A 24996-nucleotide genomic window follows, 5' to 3' on the forward strand; every position below is an offset into this window, starting at 1 on the left:
CTTACTTAAGTAAGCTCATCGGGATTCGCTCTCTTGCGGCCTTGCTGCAACTCCAATTATTTTGGATATTCAGGAGTTTCAAGGCGATTAACTTTACGCGTAAAACGCAGCCGCAAACGGTCAAAGAACAGATACACCACCGGCGTGGTGTAGAGCGTCAGTAACTGACTGACGACCAGCCCACCCACAATGGTAATGCCGAGCGGCTGGCGAAGTTCCGCACCGTCACCGCTGGTTAGCACTAATGGCAATGCCCCAAACAGCGCTGCTAAAGTCGTCATCATTATGGGCCTAAAGCGTAACAAACAGGCCTGGAAAATAGCCTCTTCTGGCGACAAGTTGCCGTTGCGCTGTGCATCAATGGCAAAGTCCACCATCATGATGGCATTTTTCTTCACGATGCCGATTAACAGCATGATGCCGATGAGCGCAATCAGGCTAAACGGTGCTCCAAATAATTCCAGCGCCAGCAGTGCTCCGACCCCTGCCGAAGGCAGCGTAGACAGAATCGTCAGTGGGTGAACGTAGCTCTCATACAAAATCCCTAACACGATGTAAACCGTGGCAATGGCGGCGATAATCAGCATCACCTGGGATTTCATGGTGTCCTGGAAAACTTGCGCGGTTCCGGCGTACATGCCGCGCACCGTTGAAGGCACGCCGAGTGCGGTCATGGTGCGATCTATCGCTTCGCTTGCTTCCGATAACGACATGCCGGTTGGCAGGTTAAATGAGACGGTGGAGGCGGCTGATAGCCCCTGGTGATTGACCGACAGCGGAGCATTTGCAGGCTGCCATTTCGCAAACCACGACAACGGAATCGCCTTGCCGTCTTTGTTAATGACGAACATTTGATCTAACGCGCTGATGTCCTGGGTGTAGCGTGAGTCAACTTCCATCACCACTTTGTACTGGTTAAGCGGTTGATAGATCGTTGAAATCTGGCGCTGCCCAAAGGCGTTGTTCAGCAAGGCATTGGCGTCTTCGACGCTAATTCCCAGACGCGCCATGGATTCACGATCATAAATCAGATCCATTTCCGCTCCGTTGTTCTGGCTGTCTGAGTTGACGTCGGCAAGCTGCGGCAGTTTTGCCAGCGCCTGGCGAATTTTAGGCTCCCAGGTTCGCAGGTCGGCTAAATTATCAGACAGCAGAGTGTACTGATAACTGGCGTTGGCCTGCCTGCCACCGACACGAATATCCTGTACCGCCATCAAAAACAGACTGGCACCTGGCTCTTTCGCCAACGATTTACGCAGGCGATCGATGACCTGCTGCGCCGTCTCTTTACGCTCAGAAAGTGGTTTTAGCGAGATAAACATCATGCCGCTGTTGACCCGCGATCCGCCGGTGAAACCGGTCACATTCTCGACGGCAGGATCATCGCGAACAATCTTCATGAAATCCTGTAATTTACCGCGCATCGCCTGGAAGGAGATGCTCTGGTCTGCCTGAATATTGCCCATCAATCGTCCGGTATCTTGCTCCGGGAAGAAAGTTTTGGGGATGGCGATATACAGCCAAACGTTAAGCGCGATGGTCGCTAACAACACCACGCCGACCAGTTTAGTATGATTGAGCACCCATTTAAGTGAGCGCCCGTAGCCCTGCTGCATCGCCACTAACAGGCGTCCAAAACCCCGGTTTCGGGCAGGAGTATGCTTCGGTTTGCTCTTTAACAGCCAGCCGCACATCATCGGCGTGAGGGTAATCGACACCACCAGTGAAATCCCAATGGCGACCGACAACGTGACGGCAAACTCTTTAAATAATCGTCCAGGCAATCCGCCCATCAACAGCAGCGGCAAGAATACCGCCACCAGCGACAGGCTCATCGACAGCACGGTAAATCCGACTTCACGTACCCCTTGCAGTGCAGCCTGTAACGGTTTCACACCCGCTTCGAGATGGCGCGAAATATTTTCCAGTACCACGATGGCGTCATCCACCACAAAACCGGTAGCGATGGTTAACGCCATCAACGACAGGTTATTCAGGCTGAAACCGCACAGATACATGGCGATAAAGGTCCCGATAAGTGATACCGGAACAGCCACCGCAGGGATAAGTGTTGCCCGGCCTGAGCGTAGAAACAGGAAGACCACCAGAATCACCAGCGCGACTGAGATAACCAGCGATTGCTCGACTTCAGCCAGCGACGCACGAATGGTCGGCGAACGATCCTGCGCAATTTGCAAATCTATTGAAGCTGGAATGGTTTCACGCAGTTCAGGGAGTTTTGCCCGGATCCTGTCCACCGTTTCGATGATATTCGCTTCCTGCGATTTACGAATCATCAGCAAAATAGCTGGTTTTGCATTGGCCATCCCGGCGTTGCGCACATCCTGAACGGAGTCGGTAACGGTGGCGACATCGCTCAAATGCACCGCACCGCCGTTGTTGTAATGGATGATTAACGGCTGATATTCCGCCGCCGTTTTCAACTCATCGTTGGTCTGTAACTGCCAGCGCTGTGAGCTATCTTCCAGCGCACCCTGTGGGCGACGTACGTTGGCATCGCTAATGGTTTTGCGCACCGCATCCAGTGAAACGCCCTGGTTAAACAGCGCTTGCGGATTGAGTGCCACGCGTACCGCCGGGAGCGAACTGCCGCCGATGTCCACATCGCCCACTCCATCAATCTGTGCGACGGTTTGCGCCAGTTGCGTGGAGGCGAAATCATATAATTGTCCCTGAGAAAACGTGTCCGAGGTCAGCGTCAGGATCATAATGGGCGCATCTGACGGGTTGGCTTTGCGATAGGTCGGACGGCTTGGCATACCGCTGGGCAACAGACTCTGTGCAGCGTTGATGGCGGCCTGCACATCACGCGCAGCACCGTTGATGTCACGATCAAACGTAAATTCGAGAATAATGCGGGTGCTGCCGAGCGAACTTGATGATGTCATCTCGTTCACGCCTGCAATGCGCCCGAGCGCACGTTCAAGCGGTGTGGCGACCGACGAGGCCATGGTTTCCGGTGAAGCGCCCGGCAGTGAAGCACTGACCATGATCACCGGGAAATCTACCTGTGGCAGTGGAGCAACCGGCAGCAAACGGAAGCCCAATATGCCGCACAAGGTGATGGCGACCGTCAGCAAAATGGTGGCGACCGGTCGATAGATGAACAGTGCGAAGAATTTCACTTACACTTCCTCTTCACGACTAACTTCATGGCGACCAAAACGGCGGCGTACAAAGTGCGACAGATTATCAAACAGTAAATAGATAACCGGTGTGGTGAACAGCGTCAGCACCTGGCTGACCAGCAACCCACCGACCATGCCAATCCCCAGCGGGCGGCGCAGTTCCGCACCGGCACCCGTTGACAACATCAGCGGGAGTGCGCCTAACAGAGCGGCCAGCGTGGTCATCAGAATCGGGCGAAAACGCAGCAAACAAGCCTGATAAATCGCATCGTAGGGTTTCATCCCTTGTTCACGCTCGGCCGCCAACGCAAAGTCGATCATCATGATGGCGTTTTTCTTGACGATACCGATGAGCAAAATAATACCGATGATGGCAATCACATCCAGTTCGGCACCCGCCAGCATCAGTGCCAGCAAGGCGCCGACTCCGGCGGTCGGCAGCGTAGACAAGATGGTTATCGGGTGAATAAAGCTCTCGTATAACACGCCGAGTACGATATACATCGCCACAACGGAGGCAATGATAAGCCAAATTGTGTTGCCCAATGCGGCCTGGAAGGCGAGAGTGCTGCCCTGGAATTGAGTGGACATATCTGTCGGCATTGCGAGATCTTTTTCCGCAGCCGTAATCGCCTCCACCGCTTCTCCCAGCGAATGGTCACTGGTTACGTTGAAGGAGAACGTGGTAGACGGGAATTGGTCGAGATGGTTGATGGTCAACGGTGCAAAACGCTGCTCGATTTTGGCAATGCTACTTAACGGGACGCTGCCGCCATCAGTGCTGGCAAGGCGGATGTTATCCAGCCCACTGAGGCCTGGTGTGGCGCGGGTATCGTGTTCAAGAACGACGCGATACTGATTGGCTTGCGTATAAATAGTGGAAATCAGGCGCTGACCAAAAGCGTTGTACAGTGCGTTGTCCACATCGGACATCGAAATACCCAGACGGCTGGCGCTGGCGCGGTCAACATTCACATACGCCACCAGACCTTGATCCTGCCAGTCACTGCTGACATCCGCCAATTCTGGCAAAGCCCGCAGTTTTTCGGTTAGCTTCGGCACCCAGGTGCTGAGTTCGTCAAGGGATGTGGCCTGCAAGGTGAACTGATATTGCGTGCGGCTGACGGTGGTATCAATGGTCAGGTCTTGCACTGGCTGCAAATAAAGCTCAACGCCTGGCACTCGGTCTACGGCATTTTGCAGCCTTTCAATAACGACCGGAATACGATCGTCACGGTCGCTGAGCGGCTTGAGGTTAATTTGCAAACGCGCGCTGTTTAGCGATGGATTCGTGCCGTCTACGCCAATAAACGACGTCAGGCTTTCTACCGCCGGATCTTTCATCACCACATCGGCAACTTGCTGCTGACGCTGCGCCATACTGGCAAATGAAACCGACTGTGGCGCTTGTAACGTTCCCTGAATAATGCCGTTATCCTGAATCGGGAAGAAGCCTTTCGGAATGAAAATCCACAGCACGATGGTCAACGCCAGGGTGCCAAAAGCCACGCCCAACGTCAGCCACGGATGGTGTAAAACGCGGGCTAAAAAGCGGCCATATCCGGCAATGACACGGTCAAAGAAGCGCTCGCTGGCGCGAGAAAAACGGTTCTGTTTGCGCAGCGACTCGTGGCTTAACATGCGGGCGCACATCATTGGCGTTAGCGTCAGCGACACCACCGCCGAGATCAAAATGGCGATAGCCAGCGTGACGGCAAATTCACGGAATAAGCGCCCTACAATATCGCCCATAAACAGCAAAGGAATCAGTACCGCGATCAGCGAAAAGGTCAGGGAGATAATCGTAAAGCCAATCTCGCCAGCCCCTTTTAGCGAGGCGGTCAGCGGCTTTTCACCTTTTTCGATGTATCGCGAAATGTTCTCGATAACCACAATCGCATCATCGACCACAAAGCCGGTGGCTATCGTTAACGCCATCAGCGTGAGGTTGTTGATTGAGAAGTCGAGAAACACCATGACGGCGAACGTCCCAATCAGAGACAGTGGAACCGCCACTGCGGGAATAATGGTTGCCGGGACATTGCGCAGGAACAGATAAATAATCATCACCACCAGTGCGATGGCGAGCATCAACTCGTGCTGTGTGTCGGTGACGGAGGCACGAATATTGGTGGTGCGGTCGCTGAGTAATTTGACCTCAACCGATTTCGGCAGACTTTTGGTTAATGCGGGCAACATCGCACGAATACTGTCGGCGGTATCGATGATGTTCGCGCCAGGTTGACGTTGCACGTTCATCACAATGGCGGGCTGTTTGTTGGCCCAGGCTCCGAGCCAGGTGTTTTCGGCACCTTGTTCAACGGTTGCCACATCGCCAAGGCGAATTGGCGCGCCGTTCTGGTAGGCAATAATCAGATTGCGATATTCATCTGCCGACTGCATTTGGTCGTTTGCCGAAAGCGTCACGGCACGCTCCGGACCATCCAGGCTACCTTTTGCCGAGTTCACGTTGGCGCTGGTAATGGCGGTGCGCACGGTTTCACTGGTTAAGCCAAGGGCGGCAATCGCGGGCGCGTTCAGTTTCACGCGTACGGCAGGGCGCTGGCCGCCGGAAAGCGTCACCAGACCGACGCCGGAAACCTGTGAAATTTTCTGCGCGACACGCGTTTCCACCATATCTTCGACTTGCGTCATCGGCATCGCGGTTGAGGTCACGGCGAGCGTCATAATCGGCGGATCGGCAGGGTTAACTTTGCTGTATACCGGCGGATTTGGCAGATCGGTTGGCAACAGGTTAGTGGCGGCGTTAATGGCTGCCTGAACTTCTTGTTCGGCCACGTCGAGCGGCAGCGTGAGCTGGAATTGCAACGTCACAACTGAGGCACCACCGGCACTTTGCGAAGACATCTGTTTGAGTCCGGACATCTGCCCAAACTGACGTTCAAGGGGGGCGGTAATTGCCGATGTCACGACATCCGGGCTGGCACCTGGATAGAGCGTAACGACCTGAATCGTCGGGTAATCGACTTCGGGCAGTGCTGAAACCGGCAGAAAACGGTAACCGATAATCCCGGCAATTAAGATAGCCACCATCAAAAGCGTGGTGGCAACAGGCCGCAGAATAAACAGGCGTGATGGGCCACCTGTGGCGCTGGGTGGTAGCACCTGCATCAGGAGTTCGCTCCGTTACGTTTGTGTTTTGTCTGTGTTTCCTGAGCGGCGGATGTTGTTGAGTGCGCCTCGACCACTTCCACCTTCGCGCCTTCTGTCAGGCGGTCAATGCCGTCTGTGACCACACGGTCACCGGTCGAAATCCCGGCGGTAATCACGACTTTCTGGCTATCCTGAATGCCGACCGTCACCCGATGTTTACTGACCTTATCTTCGCTGTCGAGTACCCAAACGAAGTGACCTTCATTGCCCATTTGCACGGCTGCAGTCGGGATAACAACCGCGTTTTGCTGGGTATCAACCAACATGCGCGCATTCACGAACTGGTTGGGGAACAAGGCGTCATCTTCGTTATTGAAACGCGCTTTGAGTTTGATGGTGCCGGTTGTGGCATCGATTTGGTTATCGAGACTTAGCAAAGCTCCGCTGCTGAGTTTCTGCGTGTTGGTACGATCCCAGGCTTCAACGCTCAGTGTCAATCCTGCTTTCTGCGCTTTTACCACGGTGGCAATATCGTTTTCTGGCAGGGTAAAAATTAGATCGATGGGATGGGTTTGGGTCAACACCACAATACCCGTGGTGTCGCTACTGGAAATCTGGTTACCAATATCAACTTGTTTCAGGCCGACTCGGCCATCAATCGGCGCGGTGATTCGGCTCCAGTCGAGTTGTAATTGCGCGTTGGCAACAGTGGCTTCATCGGCTTTGATCGTCCCGACAGATTCATTGACTAACGCTTGTTGTGCGTCCAGTTCCTGGCGTGACACCAGGTTGGTTTTGACCAGTTGCTGAAAACGCGCGAGGTCGCGGCGAGCATTTGCCAAAGTAGCCTGATCTTTTGCGAGTTGCCCTTGCGCCTGAGCCAGCGCAATTTTGAATTGGCTAGGGTCAATTTCTGCCAGCAAATCACCAGCTTTAACTTGTTGCCCTTCCTGAAAATGAATCGCCAGAAGCTGCCCGTCGACACGGCTGCGAACCGTCACGGTATTCGCGGCAGTAATCGTTCCAAGCCCGGTCAGATAGCGCGGCACCGATTCACTGGTCGCTGTGGCCGCCTGAACCGGGGCCAACGCACCGCCGCGCATCCCGCGGCTACCGCCAGCAGTGCGTTGTTGTGCAGATTGCGTACCCGAGGTGTCGTTACTGGAACTCGTGTTGCGCCAGTAAAAAATGGCGGCAATAACGACAATGACTGCGGCTGCAATCCCTATCCAACGTGCGGTGAACGTGCCTTTCATATGTGTCCGTCTTCTCTTCCTGAAACGATTTGGCCTAATGATATACCCGTCATACTTCAAGCTGCATCTTTGTTGGCTTCGTTCTCTCACCCGAATCACTTACTTATGTAAGCTCATCGGGATTCGTTCCCTTGCCGCCGCAATGCAGCTCGAATTATTTTGGGTACTACTAGTGTAGTGAGTGAGGGCGGCGGAAAAATGGAGGAAATATGAAGTACTGTATGGATAAGTCTTAATGGGGGTTTTTCTGCGTGGATCCTCGTAGGAATGTGATGACATAGTAGCCAGCCAGATTCTTCGAAAATAAACTGTGGTTTATATTTTATATATAAACTATAGTTTATAAGGAGTGAGTATGGCGTGGACCGTAATCTATACCGATGATTTTTATTGTTGGTATAACGAGCAGCCGTTGGACCTGCGTAAACGCATTGTGGCGATGACGCTCAACATATCAGTGTGGGGGCCTCAACTGGGGCGTCCGTTAGCCGATACGGTGAAAGGTTCGCGCTTTACTAACATGAAAGAATTGAGAGTTCAGTGGTGTGGAAAACCTTATCGCTTGTTTTTTGCTTTTGATCCGCTTCAGCGTGCCGTCGTGTTATGCGGTGGCGATAAAACGGGACGTAAACGCTTTTACGGCGATCTGATAAGGCTCGCAGACACACAGTTTTCTCGGTATCTGGATGAAATGGAGAGGGATGAATGAAAAAGCTACAAGACGTTATGGCTGAGTTTTCGCCTGAAGATCAAAATGATATCTGGCGCATGGCGCAAGAACTGGTGCTGGAAACGGGTTTGCAACTGATGCGTGAAGAATTGCAATTCTCACAGAAGCAGGTAGCAGAGGTGATGGGCGTTACTCAGCCCGCAATAGCGGCTATTGAGCAGCGTGGTAATGATTTAAAAGTGCTGACGCTTAAGCGCTATATCGAAGCAATGGGCGGGAAACTCTCTTTGTTAGTTCAGCTACCGGAAGGTAATAAAGTGTTCCGAATTTAAGCAACGCCGTGAGTATCCCCACGGCGTGTTATTTAGTCTTTAAATACGACATCAGCCCAGCGCGCAAGGCCTGCGGTCACCGAACCGAAATCATCGCCACCGGCCAGCGGAATCCCCGGCAATTGTTGAGCCAGAGCCTGTTTTAGCAACGGTGAGCGAGCGCTGCCGCCGGTAAGATAGATCACGTCAGGTTTCACGGCGCTGTTTTCCAGTGCCAGCGTGACTTGCTCCATAATCCGCTGCAACGGCTGGCTAATCGCACTTTCCAGCTCGGGTTGGCTGATATCGCAGCCCAACTCTTTGCTAATAAACGGTAACAGCGTAGCGACCTGCTGACTGTCTGAAAGGGCAATTTTGCTCTCTTCTGCGGCACGCACCAGGCGATAGCTCAGGCGCTGACGCCAGACTTTTTGTAAGTGCGCGACTTTTTCCGGGTCACGAGAATCGCGTACCAGTTCATTGAGCATGCGGCCATTGGCGCTACTGTAAAAATCGTTTTGCGCGGGAACATCGTTTATCGCCACAGCATTCCACCATGGCAATACCGGCAGTGCGATGCCTTTTTCGGTTTGACCACCCATCCCCAATAACGGGGAAAGCTGTTTAAATGCCAGCATAATATCGAGGTCATTACCCCCCACACGGCAACCACTGTGGCCGAGCAGGCTATGTTCGCGGTCACGACGGGCGCGCCATTGTGGCCCCATCAGTAAAACTGAGCAGTCCGTTGTACCGCCACCGATATCGACTACCAGTACCTGTTTTTCTTCGGTTAACGTGGCTTCAAAATCCAGGCCTGCGGCAACCGGCTCAAACTGAAAGACGACGTCTTTAAAGCCAGCACGATGTGCTGCGCGATCGAGGATCCCTTGAGCCTGCTGGTTAGCCTCGTCTCCACCTAAACCCTGGAAGTTTATCGGACGGCCAATGACGGCCTGAGTGATGGGTTCGTCAACCTGGCTTTGTGCCTGATTACGAATGTGCAGCATCATGGCGCAGACCAAATCTTCAAACACGGCGACTTGCTGTGGCTTTAAGCCTGTCGCGCCGAGAAAAGATTTCGGTGATTTAACAAAGTAAACCTCTTCCGGATCTTCCATATACTGGCGCAACGAACTCAGTCCGAACTGCACGCTGCCGGGCAAAACGTCGATATCTTCTTCGCGGTTAAATGAGACCGCGCGGCGCAGCAAGGCCTGAGTTTCAGTCCCTGTTGCCGGAACGTCGTGATGGCGATATAACCACTCACTGACCGATTCACGCGTTGGCGCACACAACATCGACGGAAGCAGTGTTGAACCGTTTTCCATCTCCAGCGCCTGTGGAACACCATCGCGCATCACTGCTACAGAGCAGTTTGCAGTACCATAATCAAAGCCTATAAATTGCATAACGTCCCCATGCCGGTGAAGAAGGGGGGCGACTTTAGCGGAATGTTTCGCTTCGGGCAATAGAATTACCCTGCATAATTCAAGCGGTATTCATGGCGAGACTCAACGACAGGACGAAAAAATGTATCAGTTGGACTACAAGCCACCGTATGACTGGAAGTGGATGTTTGGTTTTCTCGCAGGCCGCGCAGTCAGTGGAATTGAGACGGTCAGCGAAACCCGTTACTGCCGGAGTTTTGCACTTGATAACCATCAGGGATTACTGAAGCTTGTGCCTGACGAAGCCGCTTGTCAGTTGAACGTGACCATGAGTGCGGGTTTGCAACCTGTCGCCAGTGAGGTTTTGCAGCGAATCAAACAACTGTTGGATCTCGACTGCCAGCCCCAGACCATTCTTGAAAGCCTGGGAGATTTATCGGCCGCACGTCCAGGTCTGCGTTTGCCGGGCTGCATGGATACGTTTGAGCAGTCGATACGTGCCATTTTGGGCCAACTGGTGAGTGTGGCAATGGCGGCAAAACTAACCAGCAAACTGGCACAAGATTTTGGTGAGCCGTTGGCGCAAGATCCTGACTGGCGGCTTTTTCCTACGCCCGAACGCCTGGCATCATTACGTCCTGAACAGCTAAAAGCGTTGGGAATGCCGCTTAAGCGCGGTGAAGCGATCATTCATATGGCGCGTTTAATGGTGGAGGGGAAGTTTGCGCACAACCGTCCAGCGGATGTTGAACACGGGGTAAAGGTGTTGACCACTTATCCAGGCATTGGTCGGTGGACGGCAAACTACATCGCCTTACGTGGATGGCAGGCAAGTGATGTGTTCTTGCCTGATGATTACCTGATTAAGCAACGATTTCCAGGCATGACGCCCGCGCAAATCCGGCGTTATGCGGAGCGCTGGAAACCCTGGCGCTCCTATGCGTTATTGCATATCTGGTATAGCGACGGCTGGGTGCCGCCGATGTCAGAACCTTCAGGGTTAGTTAATGGCGAAATAACTGGTATTCAATAACGTCTCCAGTGGAACCGGTTGGGAGACGGCTTCACCATAAATCAGGTCGAAGCCGATACCGGAAAGCGTATCCATCACCATCGGCATATCGGCAGGCCCTGCAATGGCTTGCAAAGATTGACGATGCGCGTGTCCATGGATGATGGTTACCATCATTTCGTCCATCAGGTTGTTATGCACATTTTGAATCAGTTCATCATCAACAATGATGTAGCTGAACTTTTGGCGCGAAATTCGTTTAAAGATGTCGAGATCACGGCCTACGTGGCTGAGAATTAAATGACAGCCGCTGTCGCGCAGGCGTTGCAGATTGTTGTCGATCTTCTCATCTTCGATGAGCAGCGCTTCGCTATGGATATTCAAATGTAATAAACGTGCAGGCAGCGAATTGCGTGCTAAACGTGCCAGTATTTCATCGATAACCTTGTCATTAGCGAGGCCGTGGGAGGAGAGAGGAAGCGCCACGCCAAAACCTTTGTTGGCCACCTGAAGTGCAAATTTACTGAAGAATTCATTGAAAATTCGCAGGTCGAGCGCGCATTGCAGCTCTTTGTCTTTCACTGTGGCGCGGAACATCGACTCATCCAGTACCACGTCGTCATTTTCTTTGAAACGTAATGACAGCAGATAGAAACTGGTTGATTCGGGAATGCGCGGCGGGGCAACAGCTTTTGCGATCATCAGGATAGGGTTCTCGTTGATGATGCGTTTTTGCTCGTCTAACGGCAGATTTTGGTTCTCTTTGCGAATGGCATGCTGAGAAGATTCAAACACCGTCACCCGACCACGCCCACCGTTTTTCGAGGCGTAGCAGGCAATGTCAGCCTGAGACAGGACTTCAGGTGCGATGCGGTTATCAGCATCAATTTGTGTGATACCCGCGCTTGCGCCAATACGATGTAAACGCCCGTTCCACGTAAAGTGGTAGTCGTTAATACTTTGGATAATACGCTCCGCAATATGTCGCGCATTATCCGATGAGCAATCCGGAAGCAGCAGACCAAATTCATCGCCGCCTAATCGAGCGAGGAAATCGCCGGTGCGTAACATGCTGAGCATCAAAGAGGAGAGTTCACGCAGTAACGCATCACCCGCAGCGTGGCCGGCGGTGTCATTCACCGCTTTAAAACGGTCAAGGTCGATGAACACCAGGGCGTGGCGCTGATGGTTTTCACCGGCACTTTGCAGCAAACGTTTGAGATGATTTTCGAAACTGACGCGGTTTGCCAGGTGGGTCAGCCCATCGTGTGAAGCGCTATAGCTCAACTGTTTGAGCATTTTACGCGATTCGGTCACATCCTGAATAACCAGCACTGAGCCAATACTTTGCCCATCAAGCGTGGTCAGTGGCGTTATGCTGTAATGGATATCGTGGCTACCGCCGTTGCGACAATGTAGGACGACGTCATGTTCGATGGTGGTGCGGGAATAATCACCGCTATGAATATTCTCCATTATCGGACCAGTGTCGCCGAATGTGATGTGGAGAATCGTCAGAATATGTTGGCCGATTGCCTGCTGTTGCGGCCAGCCGCTGAGCTTCTCGGCAATGGGGTTCATAAAGGTGATGTTCATATCAACATCGGTACAAATTACCGCTTCACCGATGGAATCCAGCGTAATGTGCAGGCGTTCTTTTTCCTGATACAGCGCTTCATTCAGCTGTTTGACTTCCGTCATATCCATGTTGATACCGAGCAGGCGTTCAACATCCCCATTTTTATTCAATACGCGGTTGGCGAGGGATCGAATATGACGAATGCCATCTTTAACGTGAATGCGGTATTCCATCTTAAAGGGAATACGGGCGCGTAGGGCATCGTGAACGGTCTTCTCCGCGCCTGGTGCGTCATCGGCAACAAGACAATCAAGCCACAAAGCGTAGGTCGGTTTCACATGCGCCGGGATTTCGTAGAGATCAAACATACGTTTATCCCAACTGATGACATCGCTCCCCAGGTCCCATTCCCAAATGCCAATGCCACCCGCTTCATTGGCAAGCGTGATGCGCTCCATCAGGCGCTTATTCACCCACTCGGTATGCTTGAGATCGTTAATATCTTCTATTTGTGCGATCAAATAGAGTGGTGAAGCGTCGATATCACGCACGATAGATACGGCGAGTAACGCCCACACCACATCACCTTTACTGGTGTAATAGCGTTTTTCCATCGAGTAACTATTAATACTGCCGCTTATCAGCATATTAAGTTGCTGCAAATCACCGTGTAAATCTTCCGGATGGGTGATTTGTTGGAAGGTCAAAGAACGAAGTTGTTCTGCCGTATAGCCCAGGAATTTACTCAGCGATTTATTGACTTGCAGCCACTGGCCATCAATCGAGACCAGTGCCATCCCAATGGCGGAATATTCCATCGCGTTACGAAAACGCGCCTCGCTTTCTGTAATGTGTTTACGCTCTTCGCGGAACGAATACATCACCATCGTCATCACGTTAGCAGGCAGTAAAATCAGCAGGAATGGCAGCCACGGAGCATTGTTCATCACGGTGGTATGCGGCTGTAAAAGGTCTGCGCTGTTGGTCGCCACCATCAACGAGACAACCATCAGCGTGGAGAGGAAAATAATGAAGGCTTCCAGACGCGGCAGGCGAATCGCGCTCCACATCAGAAAAACGATAATAAAGGTAAATGGCCACGGCATATAACGCAGCGATAAATAGCTAAGTACCAGAGTAATAACAAAAGTGAGTATTGTTTCTATGAATAGTTTTGGATTTTTATGCCGCAATAAATAGGCGGGTTTGAATAATAATGCGATGGGAACCAGCGCCAGAGTGCCAATAGTTTCAGACAGAACCCAGACGAAAAATGTTTTTGCAATGCTCTCGTTTGCAGAATCGGTAAAAACTATAGCCAGTAGCCCCCCAATCAGCGGAGGAATTAGCGCGCTACAAGCGACTAACTTAGCCCAATTATTTAGGTTTTGTAATGGGTTATGCTGCGTGATAAAACGCCGCATTAACGATGCGCCTAGTAAAGCTTCAGTAATATTGATAGCCGTATAAATGAGATCTATCTCACCGACGGGAAGTAATACTGCCGAAGCACACAAACTCCCCGCAGAACAAACAACGATGATCATCGGCCATTGGCGCAAAGGGTTCCGGAACAGTGCGACCATCATCAGAGCAGTCGGGAACCATAGCGGTGCTAAAACAGTCCCCACCAGAGATAATTCCAGGGAGTAAAAAGTAAATATAAAGCTTAAAACCCCCAATCCCACCGGCAGTACGAAGGAAGGCATTGCGATTAACTCTTTTGTGCTTTGTTTGATCATTACCGCAAATCCGTTAAGGCGTGCCGCCAGGTGCCATGCCCGGATGCAAATAAAAAGATAATTTCGGTTTATGCTAGTACAAACAATTTACATTTCCTATGCAGTACGCTCATAAATTAACATCAAGAAGTCACAAAAAGTGATATTTGGCAGACTTATTTTCCTTGCCTGTTACTCGGCACGTGTTCAGGGCGGACATTCGCGCCACTCATTCAGCCCATCCGCCCGTCAGCTAAAATCACCCGCCAGAGCGCATTACTCTGGTATCAGAGGGCGGATCTCCCTATAATTGCCGCGTTTGACGTCTTTCGCGTCGCCCTTCCTCAACATTTAAGTCAACAAGGCTCGTTACAACATGACTGACAAGTCCCATCAATGCGTCATCATCGGGATAGCCGGTGCGTCGGCTTCAGGAAAAAGTCTTATAGCCAGCACACTGTATCGCGAACTGCGTGATCAGGTTGGTGATGAACACATTGGTGTCATTCCAGAAGATAGTTACTACAAAGACCAAAGCCATCTTTCGATGGAAGAACGAGTTAAGACGAATTACGACCATCCCAACGCGATGGACCACAACTTACTGTTCCAACATCTTCAATCTCTGAAAGCCGGCAATCCGATTGAACTGCCCGTTTATAGTTATGTGGAACATACCCGTACCGGTAACACCGTTCACTTAATGCCGAAGAAAGTCATCATTCTGGAAGGGATTTTGTTGCTGACGGATGCCCGTCTGCGCGAAGAGATGAATTTCTCCATTTTTGTTGATACGCCGCTGGATATTTGTCTGATGCGCCGTATGAAACGTGATGTTAACGAACGTGGCCGTTCAATGGATTCCGTTATGGCCCAGTATCAGAAAACCGTTCGCCCTATGTTTTTACAATTCATCGAACCTTCCAAGCAGTATGCCGATATTATCGTGCCGCGTGGGGGCAAAAACCGTATCGCCATCGATATTCTGAAGGCGAAAATTAGTCAGTTCTTTGAATAACCATCAGGCATAACCGCCTCTGGACGAGCGCGTTCTTCTGGCCCGCTCGCAAAAAATAATGTAATCCCAGAGTTTACCTGTCTTAGCGTGGCTATATTAGCCCCGCTGTGGCAGGGTAAATAAAACTGAGCATGAGATAAGGAGCATCACTGATGCGTTTGTGTGACCGCGATATAGAAGCCTGGCTTGATGACGGGCGCTTAACGATTACCCCTCGTCCGCCAGTTGAACGCATTAGCGGTGCTACCGTTGATGTCCGTTTGGGTAACAAATTCCGTACTTTCAGTGGCCATACCGCGCCGTTTATTGATTTAAGCGGCCCTAAAGATGAAGTCAGTGCTGCGCTGGATCGCGTGATGAGCGACGAAATCGTTCTCAATGAAGGCGATGCCTTCTACCTGCATCCGGGCGAACTGGCTCTGGCGGTAACACTTGAGTCCGTTAAGATCCCTGCTGATTTAGTCGGTTGGTTAGACGGTCGTTCATCATTGGCTCGTTTGGGCCTGATGGTGCACGTCACCGCACACCGTATCGATCCGGGCTGGCATGGCTGCATCGTCCTTGAATTCTATAATTCCGGTAAGCTGCCATTAGCGTTACGCCCTGGCATGATGATTGGCGCACTCAGCTTTGAGCCGCTCTCAGGCCCGGCTGCGCGTCCTTATAACAGCCGCCAGGATGCGAAATATCGCGATCAGCAAGGTGCGGTTGCTAGCCGTATCGATAAGGACTGAGTTCCCATCTGTATGAGGGCTGTATGAAACGATTTTTAACCACGCTGATGATCTTGCTGGTGGTAGTTATAGCCGGCCTTTCTGCGTTGGTGCTATTGGTTAACCCCAATGATTTTCGTGAATATATGGTGCGCCAGGTTGAATCCCGCAGCGGCTACCAGCTGAAGATAGAGGGTTCGCTGCGTTGGCACGTCTGGCCGCAACTCAGTATTTTGTCCGATCGTATGTCTCTCACTGCACCTGGGGCTAGCCAGCCTTTGCTCAGCGCTGAAAACATGCGTCTTGATGTGGCGTTAATCCCGCTGATATCCCACCAGTTAAACGTTCATCAGGTGATGCTCAAAGGGGCGGTGATTCAACTCACGCCGCAAACGGAAGAGCGTCGCCCGAAAGATGCCCCTGTGGGGCCATCAAGCAGTATCCCTGAACCCGGCGAAGAACGCGGTTGGTCTTTTGATATTGCGAAATTAAAAGTGGTCGATAGTGTTCTGGTGTTCCAGCATGACGGCGACGAGCAAATTACCGTACGCGATATCAATCTGCGTATGGAGCAGGATGATAAAAAACAGGCGCATCTTGAGCTCAGCAGCCGTATCAATCGCGACCAGCGTGATTTGAATCTCTCACTGGTGGCTGATTTGAATGCTGCTGATTATCCGCAGCAGCTTGTCGCCAATATCTCTCAGCTCAATTATCAGATTCAGGGGGCCGATCTTCCCGCAAATGGGATTTCCGGCACCAGCACGCTGACGGCTCGCTGGTTTGAACCCGAACGTCGAGTCGAACTCAGCCAGTTGCAAATGACTGCAAACGACAGCGATTTACAAGGTAATGCGAGTGTAGTGCTGAAAGAGAAACCCCAGTGGGTACTCGATCTGCGTTCCAGTAAGCTGAATCTTGATGCTCTGGTCGCTGCGAATGCCGTGACCAGCACTCAGGCGGTACAGAAGGCGCAGCAACAACCGACGTTGCCACGTCCGATAATTGCGTCAGGTGGCGAAGATACCGCTTATCAGAATTTGCGCGGCTACAGCGCGCAGGTGAACATTGCCGCTTCCAGTGTGCGCTGGCGCGGGCTGGACTTCACCGATGTGCAATCGGCGATGACCAACCAGTTCGGCCTGCTGACGGTGTCTGAACTGACGGGGAATTTGGGCCACGGCAGTATGTCGTTCCCCGGTCAACTTGATGCACGCAAGAATCAGCCGCAATTAACCTTCAATCCTAAAGTGGATAACATTGAAATTGGGCCGATTCTCACCGCCTTCGACTATCCCATTGCGTTGTCGGGTTTGCTGTCGATGGAAGGGGAGTTTAGCGGTGACAAACTCAATGCCGAAGCTTTCCGCCGCAGCTGGCAAGGTGATGCGAGCATAACGATGTCGCATTCCACGATGACGGGGATGAATTTCCAGCAGCTGATTCAACAAGCGGTAACTCGCAGCAATGATGACGTGAAGGCGAAAGAAAATTACGACAATGTCACAACCCTGGATAGCTTCTCGGCGCAGGCAACTCTCGACAACGGTGACCTGGCGCTGAAGAAAATGGAAGGTAAGTCTTCCGTGTTGGCGCTGACCGGGCAAGGTTCGTTAGATTTGGTCAAACAGCTTTGTGATACCCAATTTAATGTCACCGTGCTGGGCGGTTGGGAAGGGGACAGTAAGCTGATTGACGTGCTGAAAACCACACCTATTCCATTACGTGTTTACGGCCCGTGGCAGAAGCTTAACTACTCATTACAAGTTGACCAGGTCTTGCGTAAGCAGTTGCAGAGCGAAGCGAAACGTCGCCTGAATGAGTGGTTAGAAAAGCATAAAGACAGCAGCAAATCGAAAGATGTGAAGGAACTGCTCAATAACCTGTAATGCTAAGACGCGCTGAGTGATTGGGTGGATGCCGCGGTTGCGAATCCACCCAACAACTCCATTGCCCAGGTCGGATTAGCGTTAGCGACATCCGACCTTATCTTCTGTACTCATACCTCGTAATCCGCCTTATCATCGGCCTCCAAAGGCACAATCTGCACTTTCTGCACTCGGTGGCTTTCCACCTGCAGCGTGCGTAACAGGAAATTCCCCACCTCAACCGTTTCGCCTGTCACCGGAATATGCTGTAGCGACTCCATCAATAACCCGGCAATGGTGTGATAGTTGCGTTTGTCTTCCAGCGGCAACGGCACGTACTGGACTAAATCATCAAGCGGCATGTGGCCGTTTGCCGTCCAGCTTCCATCCGGATTTTTCTGGATGTCATGGCGCGCGTCTATCTCTTCCACTTCATTTGGCAAATTACCGGCGATGGTTTCCATCACGTCACTTAACGTCACCACCCCTTCGACTGAACCAAACTCATCCACAACAAAGGCAAAGTGTGTTCTGGCATTACGGAATTGCTCCAGTGCGGCCAGCAAAGGCAGAGTCTCCGGGAAGATCAACGGCTGGCGTATCAGCACTTCAAGATCGAACGGCTCACCTTTTAACGTTTGCTGAAGCAGATCAATGACGTGCACCACACCCAAAATTTCATCGCCGCTGCCGGTGACCACGACGCGGGTATGTTGGTTTTTATCCAGCAGCGCACGGATTTCAGTTTCTGGGGAGCTTAGGTTGATGTACTCGACGTCATGACGCGAGGTCATGATGCTGCTCACCGTACGCTGGTTCAGGTTCAGCACGCGTTCAATCATCAGCCGCTCTTGCGGGTCAAAGATTTCATCTTGTGGCGTATGATCGGCAATCAACGATGCGGTTTGCGCATCCAGCTCCGCCTCTTCCTTTTTACCGTTCAACAAACGCAGCACCGCTTCGGCCGTGCGCTGGCGTAGCGATTGATCGGCTGATAAGAAGCGGCGGCGATTGAAAATGGCAAGCTGATTGAGGCTTTCAATCATCACTGAGAAGCCGATGGCCGCGTACAAATAACCTTTAGGGATATGGTAACCAAACCCATCCGCCACCAGGCTAAAACCAATCATCAGCAGGAAGCTCAGACACAAAATCACAATAGTCGGATGGTTATTCACAAAGCGTGTCAGCGCTTTGCTCGCCAACAACATCAGGCAAATGGCAATAATCACCGCGGCCATCATGACAGCCAGATGGTCAACCATCCCCACTGCGGTAATCACTGAATCCAGAGAAAACACCGCATCCAGAATCACTATTTGTGCCACAACGGGCCAAAATCTTGCGCCGCGCCGTTGTGAGTGTGTTTCGCTGTCTTTGCCCTCAAGTCGCTCATTGAGCTCAACGGTGGCTTTGAATAGCAGGAACAAACCGCCGAAAAGCATGATCAGATCCCTGGCGCTAAAGGTGAGTTCACCGGCATGAAAGAGTGGGCGAGTCAGTGTGACAAGCCAGGAGATTGAGGCCAGAAGCAATAAGCGCATCAACATGGCGAGGAGCAGCCCAGTGACGCGGGCGCGGTCGCGTTGCGCCGGAGGCAATTTTTCGGCAAGGATGGCGATAAACACCAGGTTATCAATACCAAGGACTAGCTCAATAACCACCAGGGTTATGAGGCCTGCCCAGATCGATGGGTCGGCAATCCATTCCATAAATCGTTCATAACCTTTTATAAGATGACAAATGTCACAATGAAATGATGGATAATCGAGTGGGAAATTGCAATATTCGTGCGGGATAAATCCTGTATGGATTAATGTGGGTGTTTAAATTTGCTCAATCCCGCTTAATAACCAAGGTAAATAGTTAATCATTTTCCGAATTGTCTTGCCATTTAATTTCCCAGTAATGAAATTCACATGAGATAGTTCTGTATATTATCCCTGGACGTATCAGTAATTAATTTTCTGTCAATATAAAGAAATTCCTAAAGCCGTCTAATTGTGTTGTTAATACTATTCTTAAAAGTCTCGGTATTGTTATAGGGTGCCTTGCCTGATATAGGGTTAACTGCAACAATCCGTATCGGTGTCTGATATTAGATGTATTTTTTATATTCGCTGAAGCCATGATATTTAACCTGGCGGTGGGTTTTTTGTTCCTCAGATAATTCTTTGGATTTAACTTATGCCACTTTTACTCCTTATAAATTGTCTCTTTTCAGTAGGTTGGTGACTGTAAGCCAGGGGCGGTAGCATGCTCAAAGGCCAGAGAATAAGCCTCAATTATTCTGTCAATAGGATGTCGGGAAATAAGCGTTTTTTTAGGATTGATGCCAGTTATTTCAAACGGCAAGTAGGTTTCAATTCATGCCTCATTCAAAAACCTAACGAGTCACTTATTTTATTCGTTCAGGATAATTACTCTGCCATAGTGATAAATACTCAATGATAAAATACAAACTTAAATTGATGCCTTTATTGGTGTCGGTAGCCCTTATGAGTGGCTGCACAGTCCTCCCCGGTAGCAATATGTCGACGATGGGGAAAGATGTCATCAAACAGCAGGATTCAGATTTCAATCTGGATCGTATGGTTAACGTGTATCCATTAACACCGCGCCTGGTTGAACAATTACGTGTTCGCCCCGCGGTCGCGCAGCCAAATATGTCTCTCGACCAGGAGATCGCTGCTTACCAATATCGTGTTGGTCCGGGCGATGTTTTGAACGTCACAGTCTGGGATCACCCAGAACTGACGACGCCCGCAGGCCAGTACCGTAGCTCAAGCGATGCTGGTAACTGGGTACAGTCGGACGGCACCATGTTCTATCCCTACGTTGGTAAAGTGAAAGTCACCGGCAAAACACTCTCTGAAATCCGCAGTGATATTACCAGCCGCCTTGCGACGTACATTGCTGACCCGCAGGTGGACGTTAATATCGCTGGGTTCCGTTCCCAAAAAGCCTATGTCTCAGGCCAGGTCAACAAATCCGGCCAACAGCCCATCACCAACGTGCCACTTACAGTACTGGACGCCATTAACGCCGCGGGCGGCCTGACTGATGCAGCCGACTGGCGCAACGTCGTTCTGACACACAACGGCAAGGAAAAACGGATTTCCCTGCAAGCGCTGATGCAAAACGGTGACCTGAGCCAGAACCATCTGCTTTATCCCGGCGACATTTTATTTGTTCCGCGTAATGACGACCTGAAAGTGTTTGTGATGGGCGAAGTGAAGAAACAGACCACCCTGAAAATGGACTTCAGCGGTATGACGCTGACCGAAGCGTTGGGTCAGGCCGAAGGTCTGGATATGACCGCATCGAACGCCAGCGGGATATTTGTGATTCGCCCACTCAAAGATAAGCAGAGCGGAAAGATTGCCAACATTTACCAGCTTGATATGTCGGATGCGACATCGCTGGTCATGGGCACCGAATTCCAGTTGCAGCCATACGATGTGGTGTACGTGACGACCGCACCGGTAACACGTTGGAATCGTCTGATTAACCAACTGCTGCCAACCATCAGTGGCGTTCGTTATATGACGGATGCAGCCAAAGATATCCATACCTGGTAGGGCGCTATGTTCAACAAAATTTTGGTTGTCTGTGTGGGGAACATCTGCCGTTCTCCAACCGCTGAGCGGTTACTGAAAAGCTATCACCCGGAACTTACCGTGACGTCTGCGGGGCTCGGGGCGCTCGTAGGAAAAGGGGCTGATGTCGGTGCCATTCGTGTGGCGCAGCAGCATAACCTCTCTCTTGAGGGGCATTGTGCAAAACAGGTCTCCGGCAAAATGTGCCGCGAATACGACCTGATCCTCGCCATGGAAAAACGCCACATCTCCGCAATTTGCGAAATGGCTCCAGAAATGCGCGGCAAAGTGATGCTGTTTGGTCACTGGGATGCGGAACGGGAAATTCCCGATCCGTATCGCAAAAGTCATGACGCTTTTGAAGCGGTTTACGGTCTTCTGGATCTCAGTGCCCAAAAGTGGGCTCACGCACTCAACGCTCATCAGGGATAACAATGACAGAAAAATCAAGCCGTTCGAGCGCCCTCACTGAGGGCAATGATGAAATTGATATTGGCCGATTGTTTGGTACGGTGCTCGAAGCCCGTTGGTGGGTTTTGGGGATCACGGCCATTTTTGCGGTACTGGCGACGGTTTATGCGCTGTTTGCCACGCCAGTCTATAAAGCCGATGCGTTGGTGCAAATTGAGCAAAATTCGGGTAACTCGCTGGTTAAAGATATTAATTCTGCGCTCTCTAACAAGCCGCCGGCCTCTGCTGCAGAAATACAGTTGATCCAGTCCCGTCTGGTGTTGGGTAAAACGGTTGAAGATCTCAATCTCGATATAGCGGTTGAGAAAAATAGCCTCTGGCTGTTGGGCGCAGGCTGGGACCGTTTGCAAGGCCGTCAGAATGACAACGTCGTCATCAAAACCTTTAACCTTCCTGCAGGTCAGGCTAAAAATACCTTTACGGTAGAGGTGCTTAGCCCGACGCAGTATTTACTGACCAGCGATAACGGATTTAGTGCGAAAGGGCAGGTCGGTCAAATGCTGAATCAGGGGGGCATCACCCTGAACGTGACGGCGATCAACGCGCAAGTTGGGGATACCTTCACGGTAACTCGATACTCGACGCTCGGCATGATAAACCAGCTTCAGGGCAACCTTGTGGTGGCCGAAAATGGCAAAGACACCGGGGTGCTGAGCCTGTCTTATACCGGTGAAGATCGCGACAAAATCCGCAATATTCTCGATAGCATCACCCGTAATTATCTTGAGCAGAACATCCAACGTAAGTCAGAAGAGGCGGCGAAAAGCCTGAAATTCCTCGCCGAACAACTGCCGGATGTGCGCACGCGCCTTGATGCGGCTGAAAATAAACTCAATGCCTATCGCCAACAGCAAGATTCGGTCGACCTCTCTTTGGAAGCGAAATCCGTGCTCGACACCATGGTGAACATCGATGCACAACTCAATGAATTGACCTTCAAAGAAGCTGAAATCTCCAAGCTGTACACCAAAGTTCACCCGGCGTATCGCACGCTTTTGGAAAAACGCCAAACCCTGGAAGAAGAGAAAGCCCGCCTGAATGGGCGCGTGACGGCGATGCCGAAAACCCAGCAGGAAATCGTGCGTCTAACGCGAGATGTGGAATCTGGCCAGCAGGTTTATATGCAGCTGTTGAATAAACAGCAGGAGCTGAAAATCACAGAGGCCAGCACCGTCGGTGATGTGCGTATTGTCGATGCGGCGATTGCTCAGCCGGGTATGGTCAAACCACAGCGTGCGCTGATTATTCTTGGCAGCATAATCCTTGGTCTGATGTTGTCGATTATGGGTGTGCTGTTACGTTCACTGTTTAATCGTGGCATCGAAAGCCCGGCGGTACTGGAAGAGGCGGGAATCGGCGTCTATGCCAGCATCCCACTGTCCGAATGGCAGAAATCCCGCGACAACGCCACGGTGCGTAATGTCAAAGGGGCCAGGCGTAACAAGCAAAGCCAACTGCTGGCCGTCGGCAACCCGACGGATCTGGCCATCGAAGCGATTCGTAGTCTGCGTACCAGTCTGCACTTCGCCATGATGCAGGCGCCAAACAATGTCCTGATGTTAACGGGCGTGAGCCCATCCATCGGTAAGACGTTTGTTTGCGCCAACCTCGCCGCGGTGATTAGCCAGACCAACAAACGGGTGCTGCTTATCGACTGTGATATGCGTAAAGGCTATACCCACGAACTTTTGGGCACCACCAACACCAATGGCCTGGCGGATGTGTTATCCGGCCACGCTGAAATCAGCCGCTGCGCACAAAAAACCTCCGTGCCTAACTTTGACCTCGTACCGCGCGGAGTCGTGCCATCTAATCCTTCGGAACTGTTGATGAGCGAGCGTTTTGCTGAACTGGTGGCGTGGGCAAGCAAGAGTTACGACCTGGTATTGATTGATACCCCGCCAATTCTTGCTGTCACCGACGCCGCTGTCGTGGGTCGTCATGCAGGCACCACGCTGATGGTGGCGCGTTACGCGGTCAATACGCTGAAGGAAGTCGAAACCAGCCTCAGTCGCTTTGAGCAAAATGGCATCAAGGTACGTGGCGTAATTCTCAACTCTATCATCCGCCGTGCCGTGGGATATGAGGATTACGGTTACTACGAGTACGAATATAAATCTGATGCTAAATAGCCTTCGCCCTCACCCTAACCCTCTCCCCCAGGGAGAGGGGATTAAACCGTCTTCTCCATCAGGAAAAGGGATCGATTTTCTCCTTCTCCCTCAGGGAGAAGGCCGGGATGAGGGTGGGTTAACTTGCCATCAACGAGACTTCTTTGGGGAACGCCATGAATAACCCACTTATCTCTATTTATATGCCGACATGGAACCGTCAGCAGCTGGCGATCCGCGCCATAAAATCGGTGCTTCGCCAGGATTATGAGCACTGGGAAATGTTAATCGTTGATGACTGTTCTTCCTCGTATGAGCAGTTGCAGCGTTTTGTTGAAGAACTGGGCGATGCGCGAGTTCGATACGTCCGCAACGATTTCAACTCCGGTGCATGTTCGGTGCGTAATCAGGCTATCAGCCAGGCAACAGGTGAGTTGATTACAGGTATTGATGATGATGATGAATGGACGCCCAATCGCCTGTCGGTATTTCTGGCGCATCAACACCAGTTGGTCACCCACGCCTTTTTGTATGCCAATGATTACGTTTGCGAAGGGCAGGTTTACTCGCAGCCCGCCAGTTTGCCGTTGTACCCAAAATCGCCATTTTCTTTAAAGCTGTTTTATAAGCGCAATATTATTGGTAATCAGGTGTTTACCTACGCCAGCCGTTTCAAAGCCTGCCTGTTTGATACTACGCTGGCAGCCGCTCAGGATTACGATATTTTCTTGCGCATGGTGGTGGAATACGGCCAACCGTGGAAAGTGGAGGAGGCGACGCAAATTCTGCATATCAATCACGGCGAAATGCAGATAACTAAATCGCCAAAGAAATTCGCGGGGTACTTCCATTTTTATCAAAAGCACAAAGACAAATTCGACCGAGCCAGCAAGAAATACCAGCTGTTTACGCTTTATCAAATCCGCAATAAGCGCATGTCTTTGCGCACCTTATTAGCGCTGTTAAGTGTGCGAAACACCAAACGCCTGGCCGATGGATTACGGGGGAAATAA

16 protein-coding genes are annotated in these 24996 nt (G+C 51.3%); 10 read left to right on the plus strand and 6 right to left on the minus strand.

The window, feature by feature from the left end:
* Positions 1-56 precede the first annotated feature (56 nt).
* Genes mdtC through OH773_RS07330 form a run of 3 tightly spaced genes read right to left on the minus strand, consistent with a single transcriptional unit; the run spans position 57 to position 7519 of the window.
* Positions 57-3146, minus strand: coding sequence for a multidrug efflux RND transporter permease subunit MdtC (gene mdtC, locus OH773_RS07320; protein WP_270144382.1), 3090 nt, complete (start codon positions 3144-3146; stop codon positions 57-59).
* Positions 3147-6281: an MdtB/MuxB family multidrug efflux RND transporter permease subunit gene (locus OH773_RS07325; protein ID WP_270144385.1), complete on the minus strand. Its 3135-nt coding sequence runs from the start codon at positions 6279-6281 to the stop codon at positions 3147-3149.
* Positions 6281-7519, minus strand: coding sequence for an MdtA/MuxA family multidrug efflux RND transporter periplasmic adaptor subunit (locus tag OH773_RS07330; RefSeq protein WP_270144387.1), 1239 nt, complete (start codon positions 7517-7519; stop codon positions 6281-6283). The genes OH773_RS07325 and OH773_RS07330 overlap by 1 nt, the downstream gene beginning before the upstream one ends.
* A 355-nt stretch (positions 7520-7874) precedes the next feature.
* Here OH773_RS07330 and OH773_RS07335 point away from each other — a divergent pair, with 355 nt between their 5' ends.
* A complete protein-coding gene (locus OH773_RS07335) occupies positions 7875-8228 on the plus strand; it encodes a type II toxin-antitoxin system RelE/ParE family toxin (RefSeq protein ID WP_270144388.1) in 354 nt (117 codons plus the stop codon).
* Complete coding sequence (locus OH773_RS07340) at positions 8225-8521, plus strand: helix-turn-helix domain-containing protein (RefSeq protein WP_270144389.1); 297 nt, start codon at positions 8225-8227, stop codon at positions 8519-8521. The genes OH773_RS07335 and OH773_RS07340 overlap by 4 nt, the downstream gene beginning before the upstream one ends.
* Positions 8522-8553: 32 nt before the next feature.
* Here the strand turns inward: OH773_RS07340 and yegD are convergent, their stop codons facing one another.
* Positions 8554-9912 (minus strand): molecular chaperone, encoded by a 1359-nt coding sequence (gene yegD, locus OH773_RS07345; RefSeq protein WP_270144390.1) that lies wholly within the window; start codon positions 9910-9912, stop codon positions 8554-8556.
* 121 nt (positions 9913-10033) lie between these two features.
* On the opposite strand from yegD, the gene alkA reads away from it, so the two are divergent.
* Entirely contained in the window at positions 10034-10924 is an 891-nt protein-coding gene (gene alkA, locus OH773_RS07350; RefSeq protein ID WP_270144392.1) for a DNA-3-methyladenine glycosylase 2, read from the plus strand.
* On the opposite strand, the gene OH773_RS07355 is transcribed toward alkA, so the two are convergent.
* Complete coding sequence (locus tag OH773_RS07355; RefSeq protein WP_270144394.1) at positions 10892-14224, minus strand: diguanylate cyclase; 3333 nt, start codon at positions 14222-14224, stop codon at positions 10892-10894. The two genes, alkA and OH773_RS07355, sit on opposite strands and share 33 nt — an antisense overlap.
* Before the next feature lie 355 nt (positions 14225-14579).
* On the opposite strand from OH773_RS07355, the gene udk reads away from it, so the two are divergent.
* The 3 genes from udk (at position 14580) to asmA (ending at position 17823) form a co-directional block, all read left to right on the plus strand.
* Positions 14580-15221: a uridine kinase gene (gene udk, locus OH773_RS07360; RefSeq protein WP_064545187.1), complete on the plus strand. Its 642-nt coding sequence runs from the start codon at positions 14580-14582 to the stop codon at positions 15219-15221.
* 152 nt (positions 15222-15373) lie between these two features.
* Positions 15374-15955: a dCTP deaminase gene (gene dcd, locus OH773_RS07365; protein WP_183269855.1), complete on the plus strand. Its 582-nt coding sequence runs from the start codon at positions 15374-15376 to the stop codon at positions 15953-15955.
* Positions 15956-15978: 23 nt separating this feature from the next.
* Positions 15979-17823 (plus strand): outer membrane assembly protein AsmA, encoded by a 1845-nt coding sequence (asmA, locus tag OH773_RS07370; RefSeq protein ID WP_270144398.1) that lies wholly within the window; start codon positions 15979-15981, stop codon positions 17821-17823.
* 110 nt (positions 17824-17933) lie between these two features.
* Here asmA and OH773_RS07375 read toward each other — a convergent pair whose 3' ends face one another.
* Positions 17934-19514, minus strand: a complete 1581-nt coding sequence (locus OH773_RS07375; protein ID WP_270144400.1) for a TerC family protein — start codon at positions 19512-19514, stop codon at positions 17934-17936.
* 735 nt (positions 19515-20249) lie between these two features.
* On the opposite strand from OH773_RS07375, the gene OH773_RS07380 reads away from it, so the two are divergent.
* From OH773_RS07380 to wcaA, 4 genes are all read left to right on the plus strand, one after another.
* Positions 20250-21383, plus strand: coding sequence for a polysaccharide export protein (locus OH773_RS07380; protein ID WP_270144402.1), 1134 nt, complete (start codon positions 20250-20252; stop codon positions 21381-21383).
* Positions 21384-21389: 6 nt separating this feature from the next.
* Complete coding sequence (gene wzb, locus OH773_RS07385; RefSeq protein ID WP_270144404.1) at positions 21390-21833, plus strand: low molecular weight protein-tyrosine-phosphatase Wzb; 444 nt, start codon at positions 21390-21392, stop codon at positions 21831-21833.
* Positions 21834-21835: 2 nt separating this feature from the next.
* Positions 21836-24004: a tyrosine-protein kinase Wzc gene (gene wzc / locus OH773_RS07390; protein WP_270144406.1), complete on the plus strand. Its 2169-nt coding sequence runs from the start codon at positions 21836-21838 to the stop codon at positions 24002-24004.
* Between the two features lie 155 nt (positions 24005-24159).
* Entirely contained in the window at positions 24160-24996 is an 837-nt protein-coding gene (gene wcaA / locus OH773_RS07395; RefSeq protein ID WP_270144408.1) for a colanic acid biosynthesis glycosyltransferase WcaA, read from the plus strand.

The organism is Buttiauxella sp. WJP83 (assembly GCF_027594725.1).
GTDB lineage: Bacteria > Pseudomonadota > Gammaproteobacteria > Enterobacterales > Enterobacteriaceae > Buttiauxella > Buttiauxella selenatireducens.

Excerpts from the sequence above, each read along its gene's own strand:
- alkA (WP_270144392.1), top strand. The coding sequence starts at position 10,034 with ATGTATCAGTTGGACTACAAGCCACCGTATGACTGGAAGTGGATGTTT.
- OH773_RS07335 (WP_270144388.1), top strand. The coding sequence starts at position 7,875 with ATGGCGTGGACCGTAATCTATACCGATGATTTTTATTGTTGGTATAAC.
- wzc (WP_270144406.1), top strand. The coding sequence starts at position 21,836 with ATGACAGAAAAATCAAGCCGTTCGAGCGCCCTCACTGAGGGCAATGAT.
- OH773_RS07355 (WP_270144394.1), bottom strand. The coding sequence starts at position 14,224 with ATGATCAAACAAAGCACAAAAGAGTTAATCGCAATGCCTTCCTTCGTA.
- dcd (WP_183269855.1), top strand. The coding sequence starts at position 15,374 with ATGCGTTTGTGTGACCGCGATATAGAAGCCTGGCTTGATGACGGGCGC.
- OH773_RS07380 (WP_270144402.1), top strand. The coding sequence starts at position 20,250 with ATGATAAAATACAAACTTAAATTGATGCCTTTATTGGTGTCGGTAGCC.
- wzb (WP_270144404.1), top strand. The coding sequence starts at position 21,390 with ATGTTCAACAAAATTTTGGTTGTCTGTGTGGGGAACATCTGCCGTTCT.
- OH773_RS07325 (WP_270144385.1), bottom strand. The coding sequence starts at position 6,281 with ATGCAGGTGCTACCACCCAGCGCCACAGGTGGCCCATCACGCCTGTTT.
- yegD (WP_270144390.1), bottom strand. The coding sequence starts at position 9,912 with ATGCAATTTATAGGCTTTGATTATGGTACTGCAAACTGCTCTGTAGCA.
- udk (WP_064545187.1), top strand. The coding sequence starts at position 14,580 with ATGACTGACAAGTCCCATCAATGCGTCATCATCGGGATAGCCGGTGCG.
- OH773_RS07340 (WP_270144389.1), top strand. The coding sequence starts at position 8,225 with ATGAAAAAGCTACAAGACGTTATGGCTGAGTTTTCGCCTGAAGATCAA.
- wcaA (WP_270144408.1), top strand. The coding sequence starts at position 24,160 with ATGAATAACCCACTTATCTCTATTTATATGCCGACATGGAACCGTCAG.
- OH773_RS07330 (WP_270144387.1), bottom strand. The coding sequence starts at position 7,519 with ATGAAAGGCACGTTCACCGCACGTTGGATAGGGATTGCAGCCGCAGTC.
- asmA (WP_270144398.1), top strand. The coding sequence starts at position 15,979 with ATGAAACGATTTTTAACCACGCTGATGATCTTGCTGGTGGTAGTTATA.
- OH773_RS07375 (WP_270144400.1), bottom strand. The coding sequence starts at position 19,514 with ATGGAATGGATTGCCGACCCATCGATCTGGGCAGGCCTCATAACCCTG.